This window comes from Dyadobacter sp., assembly GCF_017744695.1.
In the GTDB taxonomy this organism is placed as follows: Bacteria; Bacteroidota; Bacteroidia; order Cytophagales; family Spirosomataceae; genus Dyadobacter.
The window spans coordinates 963939-985191 of the sequence record NZ_JAGIAS010000001.1 but is presented as its reverse complement, the minus strand read 5'-3'; the positions used below and the strand labels follow the sequence as shown (position 1 = coordinate 985191).

The following is a 21253-nucleotide window of genomic DNA, read 5'->3' as shown; positions in this document are numbered from 1 at the left end:
ACAAAATTCAACCAACCGAAATAATACCCGCTTCAAAAGAAAATCAGGAGTGATGGAAGCACCCCTGATCCTGAACGAAGACCTTGATGGAACATCACTGGCCGGTGATGCAAGGCTTCCTATTGTTCATATTAACCATTTCAAACTTATGTATTTTTTCCTAAAAAGCAAGACGGCATACCATATTATGCGGTTATCCATTTTACAGCTTTTCCTGATCGGAATAATCGCGGCGGGCGGTTACGCGAGGGATATCAATGCGCAGGACCTGCTGGCCAAAAACGTGAGTATCCAGGCGGACAATATCTCCCTCGGCACCGCCCTGGATCGCTTGGAGAACCTGGCCGGCGTGCGTTTCGCATACAGCCGCAGCATCATACCCGTGCGCACGAGGGTGAGCCTGAATGCCAGCAACGAGAAGCTTTCGGCCGTGCTCGACCGACTTTTCCTCCCATTGCAGATCGAATACCAGCCGGGCGACGGGCAGATTATCCTCAAACGCAGCCGCAAAGTGTCGTTTTTGCAGGAAACGCCGGTGCCCGGTGCCGTACAGACCGGTACGGCCAGCGTGGCAGATATCCGGCTCACCGGTACCGTCATCGACGACAAGGGCGACAAGCTGCCGGGCGTGAGCGTAGTGCTGAAAGGTACGCAGCGAGGTACGGTTACGGACGAGCAAGGTGCCTATGCACTCGATATTCCGGATGACCAAAATGCGGCGGGGCCTTCCGTGCTGATATTTTCCTTCGTGGGATATTTGTCCAAAGAAGTAGTGGTAGGCGCGCAAACGGTCGTGGATGTGACTTTGGCCGTGGATTCGAAATCGCTGGAAGAGGTGGTAGTAGTGGGATACGGTACGCAATCTAAAAAGAATATAACCGGATCGGTGGCAACGGTGCAGGGCTCTGAAATTACCCGCAGTCCTCAGGCGAATATCTCCAACTCGTTTGCAGGCCGTTTGGCCGGTCTGGTCGCCAACAACCGCTCCGGCGAGCCTGGTTCGGATGGATCGAGCATATTGATCCGCGGCCGGGCTACTACCGGCAACAGCAGTCCGCTCATTGTGATCGACGGGATCGCCAATGCAATCGGAGGACTGGACCGCCTCAACCCGAATGATATCGAAAGCATTTCTGTGCTCAAAGATGCTTCCGCAGCCATTTATGGTGCACAGGCAGCGAACGGGGTTATTTTGATTACAACCAAAAAAGGCCTCGCAGGGAAGCCGCGCTTCGATTATTCCTTCAATCAGGGCTTTGTGCAGCCCACGCGCCTGCCCAAATTCGTGGATGCGCCTACGTATGCGGGGATCCTGAATACGATCGACTACTACCGTAACCCGTCGGGCGGGATGAACCAGCGGTACAGCGATGCCGAAATCCAGAAATTCCGTGACGGGTCTGACCCGATTAATTACCCCAATACCAACTGGGTGAAGGAATTGATGAAGCCGGTTGCGCGCCAGAACCAGCATAACCTCTCCGTTTCCGGCGGGACTGAGAAGATCAACTATTTCGTGTCGGCAGGGACGTTGTACCAGGATGGCCTTTACCGCGATGGCGTGAACAAATACCGCCAGTATAGCGTCCGGTCGAATGTGAATGTGAATGTGAATGATAAACTGAGCTTCGGGATCCAGCTGGCAACGCGGCGCGAGAACCGCAGCTATATCGCAGGTTTCGGCGCGAGCAACGTGTTTGAGTTTTTGTACAGAACTTATCCCACACTGCCTGCACGTTATCCCGACGGCAAACTCGGCGCAGGGGTAGAGCAAGGCAAGAACCCGATCGCCATGGCTACTTTGGCAGGTACCAACAACAGCCCTACCACCGTTTCGAACGGTATTTTGAGAGCCAGCTACCAGTTGCCTATCAGTGGTTTGTCGGTTGACGGCTTCTTCTCCGCCGACCAGAGTTTTGCATTTACCAAGGAAATGAAAACCAACTGGATCGTTTATCAATACAACAAAACTACCCGGCAGTACAGCACCGTGTTGGGCGGGCCCGCGAAGGCGCAGATGTACGAGAGCCAGACGAACAGGGCTTTGCTGACAGGTAATATCAAATTGAATTACGTGAAGAATTTCGGCGACCACGCATTGTCGTCGTTCATCGCTTACGAGCAGAGCCGCGAGACACAGGAGTTTTTCAGCGCGTCGCGTAACAACTTCATCACCACACAGCTGCCCGACCTGAGCCAGGGTGGTGCACAGCCGGTTGATTTCGGCAACAGCGGAAGCAGCTACCGCACATCGCGCCGGAATGTGTTCGGGCGGGTGAACTACAATTATCTGGGGCGTTACCTGGCTGAAATACAGTTGCGTTACGATGGGTCATCGGTGTTTCCGAAGGGCAACCGTTATGGGTTCTTCCCGGGTATTTCATTGGGCTGGCGGGTGTCGCAGGAACCCTGGTTTCAGACGGGTAATGCCATCAATGACCTTAAAATCAGGGCTTCGTACGGTGAGCTGGGTAACGACCGCGTGAACCCCAACCAGTTCCGCGACAATTTCCAGGTGCGCAATGGTGCATTCTCGACCGGCAGTAATGCCGGCAACGTGCCGCTCATTCAGTATTCATTGCTCGCCAATCCGAATATTACCTGGGAAGTCGCGAAGAAATACAATGTGGGCCTCAATTCCACCCTCTTCAAAAAGCTGACGTTCGATCTCGATCTGTTTTTCGAGAACCGTACCAATATCCTCGCCAGCCGCAATGTGAGCATTCCTGCGTTGACGGGTATCAGTAGCTCGCAAATCCCGAAAGAGAACATTGCCGAGGTGCATAACCGCGGTTTGGAAACGCAGATCCAGTATGCGGGCAGCCACAACAATTTCAGTTATAACATCGGCGGTAACTTTGCATTTGCTAAAAGTGAGGTGATTTTTATCGACGAGGCCCCCAACACGCTCGATTACCAGCGTGCCACCGGTATGCCGCTTGGCTCGGACCTGGGTAATCCCAATGCAGACCTCATGTACCGCGCCATCGGTGTGTTCAAAACGCAGCAGGAGCTGGACGCTTATCCGCATGTTTCGGGAGCGGGAATGGGCGATCTTAAATATGAGGATTACAATGGCGACGGCAAGATCGACGCCGCCGACCGCATCCGTTCGCAGTACAGCAATGTACCGCAGATCACTTACGGTGTGAACCTGGGTGGAGGTTGGAAAAACCTCACTTTGAATGTCCTGTTGCAAGGCCAGGCGCGCGTGGCGCAATATGTGGTGGTGGAAGCGGGCGAGTTCAGCAGCGTGATGCAGTCGCGTGCTGAGGATGCGTGGAGCCCTTCCAACCCGAACGGCAACTCGCCACGCATCGATTCGCGTACGGGTACGGGCGTGAATGGTAGCTATAAAAACACGTTCTGGTTCCAGAATACCGCTTTCCTCCGTCTGAAAAACGTGGAGCTGGCTTACAATGTGCCACAAAAGATTATTTCAAGAATCGGGTTGGGCGGCTTGCGGATCTACACCAACGGATTTAACCTGCTCACATTCACCAAAGTGAAGGATTTCGATCCGGAAGGGGACAATGGCAATGCTTTCTTCTATCCGCAGCAGAAAATCTACAATGTGGGCGTGAACGTGACATTCTAAACTGATAAAGACATGAGATTGAATAAACTGATACTAAGCTTGCTCACCGGCGCGACGGCCTGCCTTACTGCCTGCGACGACGCGTTTCTGGATACCAAACCGACCGATATTATCTCCGACCAGGCTATCTGGGCCGACTCCGCGCTGGCCGATGCGTATGTAGTAGGCCGTTATGTGGGTGTGCAGCTCTCGACCGAAGGGGATAAGCCGGGTTTCGGGCGCGGGTTCGAGGATGCCTGGATGAGCTCCGTGACCGACGAGTCGATCTGTAATTTTGATAACGATACTTATTTCGTGCAGCAGGGCAATGCCGCTCCCGACCGCACGGGTTGGATTTCCAACACCTGGACGCGCAGCTACCGCAGCATCCGTGAGTGCAACTATGGCCTCGCCAACCTCGATAAAGTGCCCATGAGCGAATCGGGCAAGAAACGTCTGAAGGCGGAACTGCGCTTCATCCGCGCCTATCGCTACCACGATTTGATCCGCAACTTTGGAGGCATTCCTGTCATAGGCGACAAGGTTTATACTTTGGAAGACCGCGATTACACCGAACTCTACCAGCGCAAAAGCATCGGGGAGAGTCTTACCTATGCCATCACCGAGCTGGATGCTGCTGCTGCCGGCCTGGCTGGTTCGGCGGTTACCCCCGGCCGCGGTTCCGAGAATGCGGCATTGGCATTGAAAGCGCGGCTGTTACTTTATGCGGCAAGCCCGTTGTACAACAATGACCAAAACGACGTTGCCAAATGGCAGAAAGCGGCAGACGCAGCCAAGGTGGTGATGGACAAGAATGCATTCTCGCTGTACAATGACTACCGTAGGCTTTTTATCACCAACAATACTTCGGAAGACATTTTCATCCGCCTTTATTCGCCTACCAACGAGCACACCAACCTCGAACTCGTAAATGGCCCGAATGGCTACGGCGGTTGGGCAGGCAACACGCCTTTGCAGAACCTGGTGGATGATTATGAAATGATGGACGGCACGAAAATCACCGATCCGAAATCGGGCTACAATCCGAAAGAGCCTTACAAGAACCGCGACCCACGCCTGACGATGAGTATTTTGTACAACGGCGCGGCCTACCGCGAGCGCAACGTGGAGACGTTTGTGCCGGGCGGGCAGGACAGCAAGGACGGTAATGAAAACTGGAACACCACTAAGACGGGTTATTATGTTTACAAATTCATCAATGACCAGAGCCCGATCCGTAATGCCAACCAGACGGCCACTCAGCCCTGGAAATACATCCGCTACGGCGAGATCCTGCTGAACTACGCCGAGGCGCGTAACGAAGCCACAGGCCCGGACGCAACGGTTTACGCCGCGATCAACCAGATCCGCAAACGTGCGGGAATGCCCGATCTGCCGGCCGGCCTCACACAAGCGGCTATGCGCGAACGCATCCGTAACGAGCGTCGCGTGGAGCTGGCATTCGAGGAGCACCGGTTCTTCGACGTCCGACGCTGGAAAATCGCCAACCTGACGGAAAACGTGCCGGCTTACGGCGTGCGGCCCGAGAAGAAGACCGACGGCTCCATTGAATATGTGAAGATCATCGCATTGGAAGGGCGCAAGTTCCAGGACAAAAACTACTGGCAGCCGATCCCGCAAAGCGAGATACAGGCGTCGGGCGGGGCATTGAAGCAGAATGCCGGGTATTAAGCTCTCTTTTTGAAAAACATTAACCTGAAAATCATTCAGTATGAGAAAATTATTTTCAATGCTGAACGGAATGGCCTTACGCCACCCGTTCGGCAGCGGTGCATCGCTTTGTCGCACAACAATGCTCTTGGGGGCGCTGATGCTCGTACAGGTGAATGCTTTCGCGCAAAGCTTTGAAGCGGAAAGCGGCGTCCTTTCCAATGGTGCCGATATCCAGAGCTGCGGAAGCTGCTCGGGTGGAAGCCAGGTAGGTAACCTCGGCAATGGGGCCGTGGTGATCCCGGTGAATGTGGCCGCGGCTGGTACTTACAACCTTACCGTCACTTACAGCACCGGCGACCCGCGTACGATCAACGTCACGCCGAATGGCGGTACGGCTATTGCTGTTTCCTGCCCGGCGTCGGGCGGGTGGTCTACGCCTGCGGCCATTACCGTCAGCATTGTTTTGAATGCGGGCAGCAACAGCATCCGTCTCGACAACCCGAACAACTACGGCCCGAATATCGACAAGATCGCATTCTCGCCGATGAACACCCCCAATATCCGGAGCATTGCGTTCGGTAGCAACAACCGGATCGATTACGATCTGGCCAACGGGTATTATTCGGTATATTTTAATAATGTGAAAGTAATTGGCGAAGCTACTTCCAGTGCAAACTCGGACCAGGTGCACCAGAGTACCGGTTTCACAGGGCGTACTTACTCCTCGACGCCCGTAACCGATGCATTCGGGAGCGGTACCAGGCACGTGATCACCATGACCAAAAGCGGGGCGATTGGTATGCAGCAGGTGTTTTATACCTATCCCGGCAAAGAGCATTTCTTTACCGAACTGGTATTGACCGGCAATGGCTCGAATTGCTATAAAATGACGCCGCTGGTTTCCAATTATGTGGATATTCAATCGAACACCGACCGCCGTGCATTGTTTGTACCGTTCGATAATGACGCCTGGGTGCGCTACGATGCGAAAGAGGTGCGTTATGCCAATTTTTTCAGCTCGGAAGCAGGCGCGATCTATGATAATGCCAACCGGAAAGGCCTCGTGATAGGATCGGTGGAGCATTCGGTCTGGAAAACGGGCGTTAACCTCGTAGGCGAGGGCAGGAGCACGACCAACTATGTGGCGGTCGTGGCTGGCTGGACGCAGGAAAGTGTGACGCGCGACAAACGCGGCCACGGATGGGTATCGGTAGGGCAAACCGCCTGCCGCTCGCCGCGCATTATGGTGAGCTACGGGGCCGACTGGCGTGCGGGCTTCGATACCTTCGGCCAGGCGAATGCATTGGCCGAGCCGCGCTATATTTTCAACTGGACCGCAGGTACCCCTTTCGGTTGGAACAGCTGGGGTGCGATTCAGTCGTCGATTAATTTGCCGAAGGCGAAGTCGGTGGTGGATTTCTTTTCTACGGGCGTCCCTAACTTCCGGAACAGTGATAGTACCCTTTATATTGACCTCGATTCTTACTGGGACAATATGTCGGGCGGCGGGTTGAATGGTAATTTCAATGAACTGACCGAATTTGCCAATTACTGTAAAAGCAAAGGCTTCAAACCGGGTATTTACTGGGCACCGTTTGTTGACTGGGGCAAGTTTGCGCGGCAAATGGAAGGGAGCACCTATAACTATCAGGACGCCTGGACGAAGGTGAATGGCAACCCTATCGAACTGGATGGTGCCTACGCATTAGACCCGACGCATCCGGGTACCAAGGCGCGTTTGCAAATGGTGATCGGCAAGTTCATTGCCTGTGGTTTTGAAATGATTAAAATCGATTTCCTCGGTCATGCATCGCTGGAAGCCGACAGCTATTATGACAATACCATTCACACAGGCATGGAAGCTTACCGCAAGGGAATGGAGTACCTGACCGACCAGCTCGACGGTAAAATGCTCGTCTACGCAGCGATTTCGCCTAATCTCGCCACCGGGCGTTACGCACACATGCGCAGGATCGCATGTGACGCGTACAAGGACATCAATGAAACGGCCTACACATTGAACAGCACCACCTATGGCTGGTGGCAGAAGCACATTTATAATTACCTCGACGCCGATCACCTGGTGTTCGGCACGCAAACCGACGGCGAAAACCGCGCCCGTCTGGCGTCCGGCATTGTGACCGGTCCCCTCATTACCGGCGATGATTTTTCGACCTCGGGTGCATGGACGACCAAAGCACAGGCGCTTCTGCAAAACGAAGACCTGCTCAATCTGGCCGCCAGCGGTACCGTATTCGCGCCTGTGGAGGGCAACACGGGTAATCAGGCGAACGAGCTGTTTGTGAAAAATGCCGGTAGCAAATCATACCTCGCCATTTTCAACTACGGCGGCTCGCCCAAGACGTTCAATGTCGATTTGCAAAGGGCGGGTATGAGCGGATCCGATAACTATTCGACTCGTGAGCTATTCAGTGGCGCCCAGAACGCCCGCCAAACGGCCACACAGGTGCAGGGCACCTTTTCTATCACAATACCTGCCGCAGATGCCGCTATTGTGGAGTTCAGTAATACCACATTGCCTGTTACACTCATCGGTTTCACAGCCGAAAAGTCGAATACCGGGACATTGCTGCAATGGAAAACTTCCGAAGAGACCAATAACAAGGAATTCGTGATCGAACGCAGCACCGACGGTAAGACTTTCAAGGCGATCGGTAAAGTGGCCGGTGCCGGCGATTCTTCGAAAGAGCAGTCTTATGCCTACCACGACCTCGCGCCGGTAATGGGTGCTGTTAACTATTATCGGTTGAAACAGGTCGATTTCGACGGCCGGAGCGAGCGGTCGGCGATCCGGATGGTGAATTACCGGGATGCGGATGATACCAAATCCCGCATTAACATTTACCCCAATCCGGGTGCAGACGAACTGAATATCAAACTGGGTGAATCGCTGGAAGGAAAAGTGATGGTGCGGCTCGTGGACATGAACGGCAAATGCATCCTTTCGCGAAGCTACACCAATCCGGCGGAAGTGATTTCGGTGCCGGGTATCAGGCCGCTGCGGGCTGGGATGTATGTGGTGGAGGTAGAGTCGGCCGGCGGGGTGGTACAGAACACCAAATTCACTAAAAATTAATTGGCATACTTTGTTGTCAGCCTTAGCGGACCGGGCCGCTAAGGCTGACATACTAATTAACAGACCTGTTTAGTTTCTATTTCCGCAGGAAGAACCGACTGGTAGCTTCGGTGCCGTCCTTGCGGGTTACTTTCAGCAAGTAGGTACCGCCGGGGATATTTTTCATATTCAGCTCGCCATCGGCAGTCATAGCCACTTCCTGGTGCAGGCGTCCCGATAGGTCGGTGAGCATCACGCGGGTAATGCCCGCGGGGTTGCTCACGTACACGGGCCCGCTGGCCGGGTTTGGAAATACCCATTGCGTTGTCCCCTGCCATTCGACGAGCCGGATACGGCTGTACGCGTGCGTTCCGTCCACGTCGATCATGTTGAGGCGGTAGAAGTTCTTCCCGCCAGACGGGCGCATGTCGGTAAAGTTGTAATCTTTGCGTACCACACTTTCCCCCATGGCTTTTACGGCCCCTATCACTGTCCAGGCCCTGCCATCGACGCTGCGCTCGATTTCAAAGCGGTCGCTGTTGGTTTCTTCGGTAGTAGCCCAGGTCAGTAATGCGGTCTGCCCCTCCGGCTTCGCATCGAATGCGGCCAATGTGACGGGCAAGGGTGTGACGCGCGAGGCGAATGTATAGGCCGTGTAGGTGTTGGGAGCCAGTCCGCTGATGGTCGTGATGGATCCTGCTGTGAGGCTGCTGGCCCCGCCGAGGATCGAAGTTGCATCCACTTTGGAGGCTATCGGTACCCATTGGAAGCCATTCCACCCCGCGATCGTCAACTTGTCGAGCTGTGCGGTTGTGAGGGTGGAAATGTTGCTGCCGGCATCCCAGGTAAGTGTAATGGGGGTACTGTTCGTACCGTTGATATCCCAATACTCGATCGTGCTGACGGCCTGCAATGTAGCCTCAAAGGTGGCCGAGGGGAAAGGGCCGCCGGCCGGAAGCACGGGATAGTTACCGCCTCCGAGATTGTCGGTTATGGCCGAGGTTGGATCGGAATGGTAGTAGGCGCCGTCGGTGGCATCGCCGGCTGCCGCAAACGGGCCGTAGAAGCCATTGTCGCCTACGGGGAATACGAACTGTGAAGTTCCGTATTTGCGCACGTAGCCATCCACATGTGCGGCGTCCGACGCGCCGGTATGAGAGGCAGTTGCTGCAAAATTAAGGACGCCGTTGGGGTCGGTGCGCACTGTACCGATAATGCCGGGTAATGCGCCGCTGCCGCCGTTCACAAAGTCGTGTGTTCCGAAGAAGGTCATCTGGGCCCCGCCGAAAATGTAGGTGTTGCCCGAACTGCCCTGCTGGGCCTGCACCGTCCCCGACAGGGCGAGTAGGGCGAGGAATGCGCCACGATGCATCCAGGATCCTGAGTAAGTTGCTCTATTCATGATACGGGCTCGGGTTACTTACCAATGGCTGCACGGGAGGCGTTGTCATTCGATGCGCTTTTCAGCAGGCTGCGCAGGGACGCTACTTCCTCCTGTGAAAGGGCCTTTTCCGAAAGTTCTGCGGTAAGCGAGGCATTTTTTGCTTTGAGCTCGGCTACTTGCGCCTGCAACTGCTCGATGAGCGCCTGCTGCTCCTGAACCGCCCTCACGATCAGCGGAGTTACTTTTCCATAATCCACAAGCCATGGCTCTGTTTTGGGGTCTTTGCCGCCCACGGTCACCGCGTTGGGGAATACTTTGTAAAGATCCTGTGCGAGGAAGCCGGTAAGGCGGTTTTTCTGCTCGTCGATTTTGTAGTTGTAATCGGCCACGCGGATCTTCATCAGGTCGGCCAGGCCGTATCGGGTTTTGCCGATGTTTTCTTTGAGGCGCATGTCCGATGTGGTGTTGTACTGCACGGAATTCACGTTGTTGGCCGGGCTGCTGATGGAGCCGATGGTATTCCCCGAACGGTTGAATATCTGCCAGTTCAATGCATCGCCGCCGCCGATCACCTTTGTGAGGTAAAGGTTGGCACCTACCGAGGAGCGCTGTACAGCCAGTGTTCCCGCAGGATTGAGCTCTACGCCGTCTTCATTGGAAGTTCCGAGGATCATGGAGCCCGTAAGTGCTCCGGCGGGTGTCACCCGGGTAATGCCCGCCACCTGCAAGCGTGAGTTGGGGGCGGTAACGCCCGTGCCAATCCCCACGAGGCCGGCCTGGGTAACGGCCATACGTACCGTGCTGTGGTCCTGCACTGTAAATGCCAGGTCGTTGAGCGCATTGTCGCTCCGCATGGCAATACGCATCGGGTAAGTGTCGGAAAGGGTATTTGTAAAATCGATATAGCCGTTGGTCACGCCTGCGTTGGCACTGGGATTGCGATAAAGTTTGAGCCCGCCGTCGGGGGTAATGCGGGTGTGTTTAAGGCCGTCGAGGTTGCGGGATTCGACAAAGCCGTTGCGGTATATCCAGGCGACTTTGTTACCTCCTGCGTCGTTGGTAGTGCCTCGAAGGTACCAGGCCGTACGGTTTGGAGCAACGTAGCTAACCCAGCTGCCGCCTTTACAAATGTATTGCTGGCCGAAGGTAGGGCTGGTTTCCAGCGTATCCGTATACAGCTCGCCGTCGGTACAGCTTCCGGTTGGCTGGCCTCCGCCAAAAGTGTAGGTATAGTCCGTTTCACTGGCGGTAGCCACCCATTTGGTGCCGTCGTTGTAGTAAAAACCGGGAACTACATCGTTGGCCGTAGCTGTATTGAAGACGGTCATACCGGCCACGTGTGCATTCAGAGGGGCTGGGTTGGTAGTTTGTGTAAGTGGGAGACGGGGCAATAGCAATCCTTTGCTTGTACTCTCTACTTCAAGCATGGAATTGGCATTGATAGTAGTCGGGTTGTCGCCGATCTTTACCTGGGCAAACAACGGCGAAGCCAAAAGACTCAGTCCGAACACCGCCGCTGCGATGCATACTTTCTGGATTTGTAATAGTTTGATTTTCATAAGGTGAGATGATTTAGATAGAAAAGTTGATCAAGGAGGCCTTCACCGGTGAAGCGCAGGCAATCGAAATATTTCTAGACCGAAAGGTCAGGACTCGCGGACGGATTTGTTGTACCTGATGAAGATGGCTGAAATAGAAAAAATTCTACAAAATGAAGGAGGTAGTTTTTTCTATATGGAACGGCTGGCGATATTGTATGACAAATGAATATCCGGCTTGATGTAGTACTTCTATTATCATAAGTAGTAATTGTCAGTAAAACATATATTTTAGTAATTTGACGGCCCCAATAGCCCTCGACCCACAATTGAATTAAACTATGAGAATCCTCCTGATCGCGTTGATTTCTCTCATACTGAATAGTTTTCCCGTCTTCGCGCAGCAGGGTCGGTATATTGTTTCACAGTACAATACCGATAACGGCCTTCCTCAAAACAGCGTCAAAAACATTGTTTTCGACGAATGGGGGTATTGTTGGATCGCAACGGAAATGGGAATGGTACGTTACGACGGGCAACGTTTCGTTACATACGGTACCACCGAGTTGCCTGGGGCGAAATCCGCCCGGGTGGAAGGGCTCGCCAGTGATGCGCGCGGCACGCTGTTTGCACGCTTGTACGGAGGACAGGTTGTCAAAGTAGCGGTTTCAGGCAAACATGTGGCACCTGCACCTGTTCTCCTTCCGGAATTTTCGGTGCACGTAGGGCAGCAGGGAATAGCGGTCGACGATAAGGAAATGTGCCGTAAGCTGGCACACTTTTACGATAATCTCGGGACGAAACTATTCCTTTTTTCAACCAGTATTTCCAACAATGAAGTCTACCTCCAGAATGAAGAAAGCCTGCTCTATTTATCGCCTGCTCTGAAAGCACCGTCGAAAATAAGGGATTACACCGGCCGGCAACCGCAGTATGCCCTGGTTGCCGGGCAATTCCTGGCGTGTATTTTAACAGGAAACCAGGTTGAGGCGTGGAAAAACGGTCGTCCGTTATCAGGATACACATCCATTAACGGGCCGCTGGCTTCGAACCCCCGCTTCCTGGCCGGCGATTTTAACACGTTTCCCTCTCCGGACGGATTTTACGCTTACGCGGGCGAGATTCTTTACAAGGTAGTGCTTCGGAATGGTCGTCTCGACTCGCAAGTCGAGCTGGAAGGTATTCGGGTCCCTTTTTTGCATTGCGTCCATTTTGCAGCTGAACAAGGGGCATATTATCTCGGGTCCACCACGGACGGGTTGTTTGTCATTCAGAGAAAGCAATTTGACAGTCCTCCATTTTCAACAGCTGTCCTCGATCAGAGCCTTTACGCGCAGGCCCGGGCGGGTGATGACAAGCTGATTGTAAAAAATATGTTGATTTCAATCGATCGGGAACCCAGGCAATTGTCTATTGACCCGGGCATTGCTTCCTGGTTTTTTGCTCCGGGTAACGGGCAATTGTATTACGAACAGAATTACAAACTCCGCAAGCTGGACATCGCGAGCGACCGGAGTATGGTTGTCGCATCGGAACATTCGATTATTCATATGAGCAAAGCCGCCGAAGGGCAATATTTTTTTGCTTCGGCCAGAGGGTTCGGCAAACTCGTGAATGATCAGGCAGTCGGGTTTAAGGCGTTTCCGGAAAAGACCAATATTTTGTTTGCCCAACAAATACGGCCGTCCTATTTCCTGGTTTGCACGGAAAAAGGGCTGAAATGGTACGATTATGAACGTAACCGTATCGATAAGTCGGTGCTGGAAGCGATGCCTATCCGGACGGTACACGCGGAAGCGGCCAACAAGCTGTGGATTTCGACCTACGGAAAGGGATTCTATCTCATGCTGAATAAAAAGCTTTACCGGATGCCCGCCGGCCCGAGGCAATCGCTTACGACAGTTCATTCGTTCATTGAAGACGGTCGCGGCTATTTCTGGCTGCCCAGCAATAACGGACTTTTTAAAGTCAGGAAAAATGAATTGCAGGCCTACGCGGAAAGGCGGGTGGACAAGGTCAATTTTTTCCGCTTCGACCGTACCGATGGCCTTCCCACCAACGAGTTCAACGGTGGTTGCGACCCGTCTTACCTTTGGTTGAAAGACAGCCTTTTGTCACTCCCTTCCATGAAAGGGCTGGTTTGGTTTTATCCCCATCAAATCAAACTCTATTATCCCAATGGAGGTATTTTTGCCGATAGCCTGACTGTAAAAGGCCGGTCGATCCCGTTCAACACGAAGGGCATTACCCTTTCTCCTGACTTCAAACGGCTTTCCATTCATGTGTCATCTCCGTATTTCGGCAATCAGGAGAACCTCGACCTTGAATACCAGGTTGCCGGGCTGGATCTCGACTGGCACAAAGTAGAAAAGAATGGCGAGGTCATGATCGCAAGCCTTCCGCCGGGGGATTACAAGCTGCTGGTCAGGCGGAACGGTGCGCATTTTCCCGACAGCAGGGCGCAGTTTGTTTTGCCGGTGGAAGTACAGCCCTGGTTCTATAATACGTGGTGGTTTTACCTGCTCTGTATTTGCGTATCGGTCGGGATTGGTTACCTGCTTTTTAAACGACGGCTCACTAAGCTGCAAAAGGAAGCCCAGGAGCTGGAAAATGTGATTTCCGCCCGCACGCGTGAGCTGAAAAGCGCGGTCGACGACCTGGCTAAGTCTGAATTGGCATTATTGGAAAGCAACCGTTTCAAAGATCATGTGATTACGATGGTGTTACATGATATGCGGTCGCCGCTCCGGTTCATTTCGCTCATCAGCGGTAATCTTTTGAAAAATCATAAGCATCTCACGCCTTCCGACCTTGACGCGTACCTGGGCGACCTGCATATGGGTACCCAAAACCTGCTGGGCTTTACCGAGCAGTTTTTTATGTGGATCAGTACGCAGCAACAGGGGTTCAAGATCAGCAAGAACCAGTTCCCGCTGAATGCGTTGTTCGAAGAGATCGCATCACTTTACAAGGAGTTGTTTAAAGTCAATCATAACCGGCTCACCATCGTGCGCACCGATCTGGATTGTGTTTCGGATTACCAGATCCTTTCGGTCATTATCCGTAACCTGATCGATAATGCGAATAAAAACACGACCGACGGGGAAATTACCCTGTCATGCCGGGAGGAGAACGGGCAGCTGCTGATCGCGATCAGCGATACAGGCCAGGGATTAAACAGTGAACAGATCGCCCTGTTTATGAGCCGTGACCGGCAAACAGGCAATCGCGGCACGGGCAGCCTGCTGATCCACACCATGCTCGACTACATTCATGGCAGCATTTCGATCGCCAGCGAACCCGGGAAAGGGAGTACTTTCATGATTCGCCTTCAAAATCTGAACCAATTTGATACACCTGGGCAAGGTGGTTCAGTTCCAGCAAGTTCTTGATTTCCAGCTTGTCGAAAACGCGGCACCGGAAACTGCTGGCCGTGGAGGCGCTGATGGATAACGCATTGGCGACTTCCAGGGCGCCGTAACCTTTCAGCAGGAGGAGCGCTACCTCAAATTCCCGTTTCGAAAGCTTGTCGAAAGGTGTATTGGCCACATTGCCGATCAATGCATTCGAAAAAATCTCACTCTGGGATCTTGAAATGTACCTGCGGCCCTGGCTTACCACCTGGATCGCCTCCGCGAGGACCTGGTCCGGCTCGGTTTTGTTTACGTACCCGAGCGCCCCTTCGCGGAAGAAACGGGCGGCAAAAACTTTGTCGGGCTTCATGGTTACGACCAGGATTTTAAGCTTTGGGCGGATGCGTAAAATATCGGGGACCAGCGCGAGCTCGTTGGTCTCGGGCATATTCAGGTCGGTAATGAGCATATCGAATTCCTGACCGGCGATTTTCTCGGTTACTTCCCGGCCTGTTTCGGCAAATTCCACGATCACATTGAATCCCAGAACTTCCTTGACGACCATCTGAAGTCCTTTCCGGACAAGCTGGTGGTCGTCGGCTATAAGAATGGAGAGCGGCATATTGGCAACGGGTCCTTTCAGGGTTACGGTTTGATCGTACTGACTGAAATTAACGCATTTCAACCGGAATTACAAAATGGCTGCGGTACATTAATTTGATAAAACCGAGGCTAATTCGACGATGTTGATGACATTTTTTTTCAACATGACCGTCCGCTTGATGGTACTCACCGTGCTGTGCCGGACTTTCAGTGCCGTCGCTATTTCCGAAGTTTTCATGCCGCTGACCAACAGGCTTGCTACCTGCTGCTCGCGGGGAGAGAGTTTGTTGGGTTTTCGTTGCAGGTTGTATTTGAGGAAGTTGCGTATCTGCGCCTGATTGACGGGGTCGAACAGGAATTCATAACCGAACTTTTGCAGGGTATTTTCGCAGATATATTTCCGTGAGGCCAGTACCTCGCGAAGGCATTTTTCTGTTTCCCGGTCGGGGCAACCTTTGGAAATGCATGCACTCGCCCCCGACAGTACCAGCGACAATGCTTTTTTGTAAAGATTGTCGTTGTACATGATCACCCACGGGATGGTGCTATGCTTCTGTATGATCTTCGTATCAATTCCTGTCTTTTCATTCACCCCCGCCACTATCAGGTCGATTTTGTGGCTTGCCAGATATTTCGAAACGCCGCTAACCGTGTTGGTTTCGAAAAATGTAAACTCGTTTCCGAGATTTTTAAAAAACTCTTTGAGCCCCCTCAGGATGATCGGGTGGGAGTCGTATAAAATTACGTGGAGCATGGTGATCTGCGTGTCTGCGAAAAGCGTACCGGTAACCCGGTACTTGGTATACGTTAGTCCAGAGTCTGAATGGCTTGCACCAGATTGGTGACCGAAAGCTTGCGGAATGCGCGGGCCTTCAGAGTGCTTACAGTGCTGTGCTGAATCTGAAGCCGGTCGGCGATCTCGCCGGTTTTGAGGCCGGTTTTTAGCAATGACGCTACTTCCGACTCACGACTGGTGAGCTGGCGTACGCGCGGGCGGTACGCTCCGGTACCATTCCGGATCGCCCTGAACCGCCAGTACTCCGTGTTCACATGCGCCTGGGTGGTTGCGCACACGTAGCGCCGTTGCTGGAGTACGGCTGAAATCCCTTCCCTCAATGCCGTGTCGGTACATTTCTTCGACATGCACGCGCCGCCGCCCAGGGCCATCAGGTCCATCGCGTTTTCGGCGCCTTCTTCGGTGTAAAGAACTGCGGTTTTAGAAAGAATAGGGGAGATAACCTCATTGTTGAGGCTGTCGACGTCATTAACGCTCAGCACCACGAGGTCGAAGCGTTGCGAAGTGATCAGTTTGTAGAGCTGGCGTTCGCGGGTGGCTTCGGTCACTTTCATGCGCAGCTCCATGGTATCCAGCAGAAGCCGGATTCCTTTACGTGAAATCGGGTGTAAATCGAATACTAATACTTTCAGGGTGCTATCAGGTTTCATTGTCACGGGGCGGTCTGTTTTTCACAGTGCAAAGATTCACCAACCGCATATGTTTTGCAGTGGCTTTCCGCCGACCCGTTTGTAGCTTTGGAGCCACAGCCGAATTTAGCCTACCTGCGCGCCCGCATTCCGGAACCGATACAGGAACGGTGCCTTGTTGGCAGCGCCGGTGAACTTCTTTTCCAGCCGTTCGAGCACATTCAGGTCCAGAATCTTTTTCTGAAAATTGTTGCGGGCAAAGGCTCGGTCGAAAATCGACTCGTAAAGTTCCTGAACCTCGCGCATCGTGAAAGTCTCGGGCAGCAGATTGAAAGCGATCAGCTTCTGGTCGAGGTTCAGCTGCAAAGTTTCCAACGCGCATTTGACCATTTCGTGGTGGTCCATGATCATCGGCGGCAAATCCCGGACCGGGTACCAGTCGATGGATTCGTCCAGATCGGTTTTCCGGGGCACTACCTTTCTGATATCCACCAGCGCATAATATCCGATCGAGACAAACCGACGGGTTATCCAGTCGAACTCCTTGTGATTGAACGGCTTGTCGCCCAGTTTGTCTTCATTCAGTTCGATCAGTCGTTCCAGGAAGCGGATATTCGATCGTGGTGCGTCGCCGAACACCCTGAACTGTTCCAGGTAAATGTCTTTAATGCCCGTGCGGCCTTCCAGGATCCGGCGCGCGGCTTGGTCAATTCCCTCGTTTTGGTAAATAAAACCGCTCGGCAGCGCCCAGAAATCGCCCCGGAAGTTCAGTTTGGGGACTAAAACGTTGAGTTGCGAATCCTGATACCCGAAAATGACGCAGTCGATTGAAAGCTGCTGGATGTAGTCCTGTTCGCTGGGTGAATGTATGTCCTTCATGTGATAATGGCTGTGGAATAGTCGCTATGAGACAGTCGTCCCGATTTTAGCCCGGCAATATCGCCTATACGGCCCTACTGCCCAAAACTGCCGGCGGAAACTTTCGTAAACCGTCTGATTCAATACGGTTGCAGGCGTCGGGAAGGCTATTTATTGCATTGTTGATATAAATAATGGTATAAAATTTATTGTCTTAAAGATAGACAATAGTGCTTTTTACTGTACATTTGATGGTCACTAATTCAAACGACCTAACCAGATGAAGAAAAAATTACAGGGAGCGCTGTTTTGCTGTGCATGGCTCCTCGTCGGTCACGTAATGGCACAGGCCCCCAAAATGCAGGTGCTGGTTTTCAGCAAGACGGCGGCGTTCAGGCATCAGTCGATCGAGGCCGGGAAAAAAGCGCTGGCAAAAATGGCGACCGAAAAAGGCTTTGGTGCAAGTTTTACGGAGGATGCCGCACAGTTCAAGGAAAGTAATCTGAAAAAATACAATGCGGTGATCTTTCTGAACACCACCGGGGATATTCTCGATGCGGAGCAGCAAAGCGCGTTCGAACGGTATATTCAGGCGGGAGGCGGCTATGTGGGTATCCACGCGGCCAGCGACACGGAGTATGAATGGCCCTGGTACGGCGCACTGGCCGGCGCTTGGTTTCTCGACCACCCGATGCCCAACAATGTGCAGAAAGGGAAGTTTATCGTGACCCAGAAAAACCATTGGGCGACGCAGGGAATGCCCGATGAATTTGAGCGGAGCGATGAATTTTACAGTTTCAAAAATATCTCCCCGAAAATCAACGTCGTCCTGAAAATCGACGAGAAAAGCTATACCGGTGGTAAAAACCCGGATTTTCACCCGATGAGCTGGTACCAGGAGTTCGACGGCGGCCGGTCGTTTTACACGGCTATGGGGCATACCGACGAAACTTTCGAAGAGCCGCTCTTCCTGAACCACCTGTGGGCGGGGATTCGCTACACCACCGGTGGCGACACGCCTAAACCGGTCGATTTCTCCAAAGCGCGGCCTGAGGAAAATCGTTTTTCCAAAGTGATACTGGCCGAAAAGTTGGACGAGCCGATGGAATTGAGCGTGCTGGGTGACGGGCGTATCCTGTTTATTCAGCGCAAAGGCGAAGTGTTGCTCTACAATATCAAATCCAAAGAACTGAAAACCATTGCCAAGCTGCCGGTAAGCACGAAATATGTGAGCAAGGAAGGGAAGGAATCGATGGGAGAGGACGGATTGCTGGGCTTGAACAAGGACCCGAATTTTGCTCAAAACCATTGGATTTACCTTTACTATTCCGATCCGAACGAATCGAAGAACGTACTCGCACGTTTTAAGCTGAAAGGTGACGAGCTGGACCTGGCTTCGCGTAAAATAATGCTCGACGTGCCCACCCAGCGCGAAGAATGCTGCCACACCGCCGGTTCCATTGCCTGGGACAAGGACGGGAACCTCTACCTTTCGACCGGCGACAACACCAACCCGCATGGCTCCAACGGTTACAGCCCGAGCGACGAACGGGCAGGTCGCGAGGCATGGGATGCGCAGAAATCGTCGGCCAATACCAACGACTTGCGTGGGAAGATCATCCGTATCAAGCCGCAACCGGACGGAACATATACCATTCCGGACGGCAACCTATTTCCGAAAGGTACCGCCCAAACGCGCCCTGAAATTTACACTATGGGTCACCGTAACCCGTTCCGTATTTCGGTGGATCAGCACACCGGATACGTTTACTGGGGAGAGGTAGGCCCTGATGCTGCGAAGCCTGACGCCAACCGCGGTCCCGCAGGGCACGACGAGGTAGGGCAGGCGCGAAAGCCGGGCAATTTCGGCTGGCCGCATTTTGTGGGCGATAACAAGGCTTACAACAAGTATGATTTTACGGCTAATCAGTCGGGGGAGAAGTGGGATGTAGCCGCCCCGACCAACAATTCTCCGAGCAATACCGGTTTGAAAGTGCTGCCGCCGGCGCAGAAGGCATTTATCTGGTATCCTTATGACGCTTCGCCCGAGTTCCCGCTCGTGGGCGCGGGCGGACGTAATGCAATGGCCGGCCCGGTATTCTATTCGGACGATTTCAAGAATGCATCCGGAGCTTTTCCTGCCTATTACAACGGAAAACTGCTGGCCTATGAATGGATGCGCGGCTGGATAATGGCCGTGTCGATGGATAAGGAAGGTAACTATGCATCGATGGAGCGCTTCATGCCAAGCTACAAGTTCTCGAACCCGATGGATATGGAATTTGCACAAAACGGGGATCTGTACATGCTCGAATACGGCTCGGGCTGGTTCTCCGCCAACGACGATGCGCGTCTGATCCGCATTGAATACAATGGCGGTAACCGCAAACCGAAGATCGAAATGGCTGCCAACAAACAGGGCGGTTCGGCACCGTTGGCATTGAAGCTTACAGCGGCCGGTACCGAAGATGCCGACGGGGATGCATTGGCCTATTCATGGAAAATCACTTCCAAAAATGGTTTTACCAAAATCATCAATACCCAGGATGCACAGCTGACGCTCGCCAAAACGGGCCTTTACAAAGCGGCGTTGACCGTGAACGATGGTAAAGGAGGCATTTCGACGCAGTCGCTCGATGTGACCGTCGGGAATGAGGCACCTGTACTGAGCCTGGATATGCCAGGGGCTAACAAGTCGTTTTTCGTGCCGGGCAAACCGTTCCAGTACGACGTGAAAGTGAAAGATAAGGAAGACGGGGCACTCGGAAGCGGTATTGACGCCGACCGCGTGGCCGTTACCATCGATTACCTCCCCGAAGGTTTCGACAAAGTGGCGATTGCCCGGGGACACCGCTCGGCCGACGCAGCTGCGCAGTTTGCAACCGGCAAAAAACTGATCGAAGCGAGCGATTGCAAGGCTTGTCATGCTATCAGCAAGAAATCGATAGGCCCAGCCTATACCGAAGTAGCCCGCAAATACAAAGGCAATGGCTCTGCCGTGGAAACCCTTACCAAAAAGGTAATCAACGGTGGTGGCGGCGTTTGGGGTGAAACGGCTATGGCCGCACACCCGCAGCTTTCCGCGACAGATGCTTCGGAAATGGTTAAATACATCCTGGGCCTTTCAGGAGATGCCGCAGCGAATGCCGCCTTGCCGGTGAAAGGCAGCTACACTGCCGCATTGCCTAACGGCGACAAGGGTAAGGGTGTGTTCGTGGTGCGCGCCGCATACGAGGATAAGGGCGCGAAAGGCCTGCCTGCGCTACGTTCCGAGCAGACGTTCGTCCTGCGTAACTCGAACATGGATGTGCATGGTTTCGATGTGTATGATAATGTCAATAAAATGTCTTACGGTGGTAATAACCTTGCTATTCCTGCGAAAACAGGAGCTTATATGGGTTTGAAGCAGGTCGATCTGAACGGCGTTTCGGCTTTCCGCGTGATGGCCATGGCACCGAAACCGCAATTGAATGCATCGGGTGGGAAGGTAGAACTACGGCTCGACAGCCCTACGGGCAAGATAATAGGGGAGTCGGCGTTCCTCGAACCTTCCGACAAGCTGGATTTCAAGCCGTCGACCCTGGATATTCCGGTGAAGCTTCCGGCGGCGGACGGCAAGCCGCACGATGTGTATATGATTTTTGTAAACCCTTCTAAATCTTCCGGCAGTCTGATGGTTGTAATGAGTGCACACGCAGTGCTGGCGTCGGCGGCGCAGTAGCGACGTAATCTTGTATTGATTTTGTGCGGCGGTCCGGATTTCCG

General features: G+C 53.2%; 11 protein-coding genes. 5 read left to right on the top strand and 6 right to left on the bottom strand.

Annotated features, from left to right (window positions below; genetic code table 11):
• Positions 1-52: 52 nt before the first annotated feature.
• Genes J7619_RS03735 through J7619_RS03725 form a run of 3 tightly spaced genes read left to right on the top strand, consistent with a single transcriptional unit; the run spans position 53 to position 8348 of the window.
• Positions 53-3598: a TonB-dependent receptor gene (locus tag J7619_RS03735; RefSeq protein WP_291194224.1), complete on the top strand. Its 3546-nt coding sequence runs from the start codon at positions 53-55 to the stop codon at positions 3596-3598.
• Between the two features lie 12 nt (positions 3599-3610).
• Positions 3611-5269 carry a RagB/SusD family nutrient uptake outer membrane protein gene (locus tag J7619_RS03730; protein ID WP_291194222.1) on the top strand — a complete coding sequence of 553 codons (1659 nt, stop codon included), beginning with the start codon at positions 3611-3613 and terminating at the stop codon, positions 5267-5269.
• Between the two features lie 40 nt (positions 5270-5309).
• Entirely contained in the window at positions 5310-8348 is a 3039-nt protein-coding gene (locus J7619_RS03725) for a T9SS type A sorting domain-containing protein (RefSeq protein WP_291194219.1), read from the top strand.
• 76 nt (positions 8349-8424) lie between these two features.
• On the opposite strand, the gene J7619_RS03720 is transcribed toward J7619_RS03725, so the two are convergent.
• The gene (locus J7619_RS03720) at positions 8425-9729 is read right to left on the bottom strand and encodes a T9SS type A sorting domain-containing protein (protein ID WP_291194216.1); all 1305 of its coding nucleotides are present in this window, start codon (positions 9727-9729) and stop codon (positions 8425-8427) included.
• Between the two features lie 14 nt (positions 9730-9743).
• A complete protein-coding gene (locus tag J7619_RS03715; protein WP_291194213.1) occupies positions 9744-11270 on the bottom strand; it encodes a tail fiber domain-containing protein in 1527 nt (508 codons plus the stop codon).
• 320 nt (positions 11271-11590) lie between these two features.
• Here J7619_RS03715 and J7619_RS03710 point away from each other — a divergent pair, with 320 nt between their 5' ends.
• Complete coding sequence (locus J7619_RS03710) at positions 11591-14641, top strand: sensor histidine kinase (protein ID WP_291194210.1); 3051 nt, start codon at positions 11591-11593, stop codon at positions 14639-14641.
• Here J7619_RS03710 and J7619_RS03705 read toward each other — a convergent pair.
• The 4 genes from J7619_RS03705 to J7619_RS03690 all read right to left on the bottom strand — a co-directional run bounded on the left by J7619_RS03705 (position 14568) and on the right by J7619_RS03690 (position 17500).
• Entirely contained in the window at positions 14568-15287 is a 720-nt protein-coding gene (locus tag J7619_RS03705; RefSeq protein WP_291194207.1) for a response regulator transcription factor, read from the bottom strand. The genes J7619_RS03710 and J7619_RS03705 overlap by 74 nt on opposite strands.
• 27 nt (positions 15288-15314) lie before the next feature.
• Positions 15315-15959, bottom strand: coding sequence for a response regulator transcription factor (locus J7619_RS03700; RefSeq protein ID WP_291194204.1), 645 nt, complete (start codon positions 15957-15959; stop codon positions 15315-15317).
• 53 nt (positions 15960-16012) lie between these two features.
• On the bottom strand, positions 16013-16651 hold the full coding sequence (locus J7619_RS03695) for a LuxR family transcriptional regulator (protein WP_291194201.1): 639 nt from the start codon (positions 16649-16651) through the stop codon (positions 16013-16015).
• Between the two features lie 105 nt (positions 16652-16756).
• The gene (locus J7619_RS03690; RefSeq protein ID WP_291196466.1) at positions 16757-17500 is read right to left on the bottom strand and encodes an NrtR DNA-binding winged helix domain-containing protein; all 744 of its coding nucleotides are present in this window, start codon (positions 17498-17500) and stop codon (positions 16757-16759) included.
• 268 nt (positions 17501-17768) lie between these two features.
• Between J7619_RS03690 and J7619_RS03685 the strand changes: the two genes are divergently transcribed.
• Positions 17769-21209, top strand: a complete 3441-nt coding sequence (locus J7619_RS03685) for a ThuA domain-containing protein (protein WP_291194198.1) — start codon at positions 17769-17771, stop codon at positions 21207-21209.
• Positions 21210-21253 lie beyond the last annotated feature (44 nt).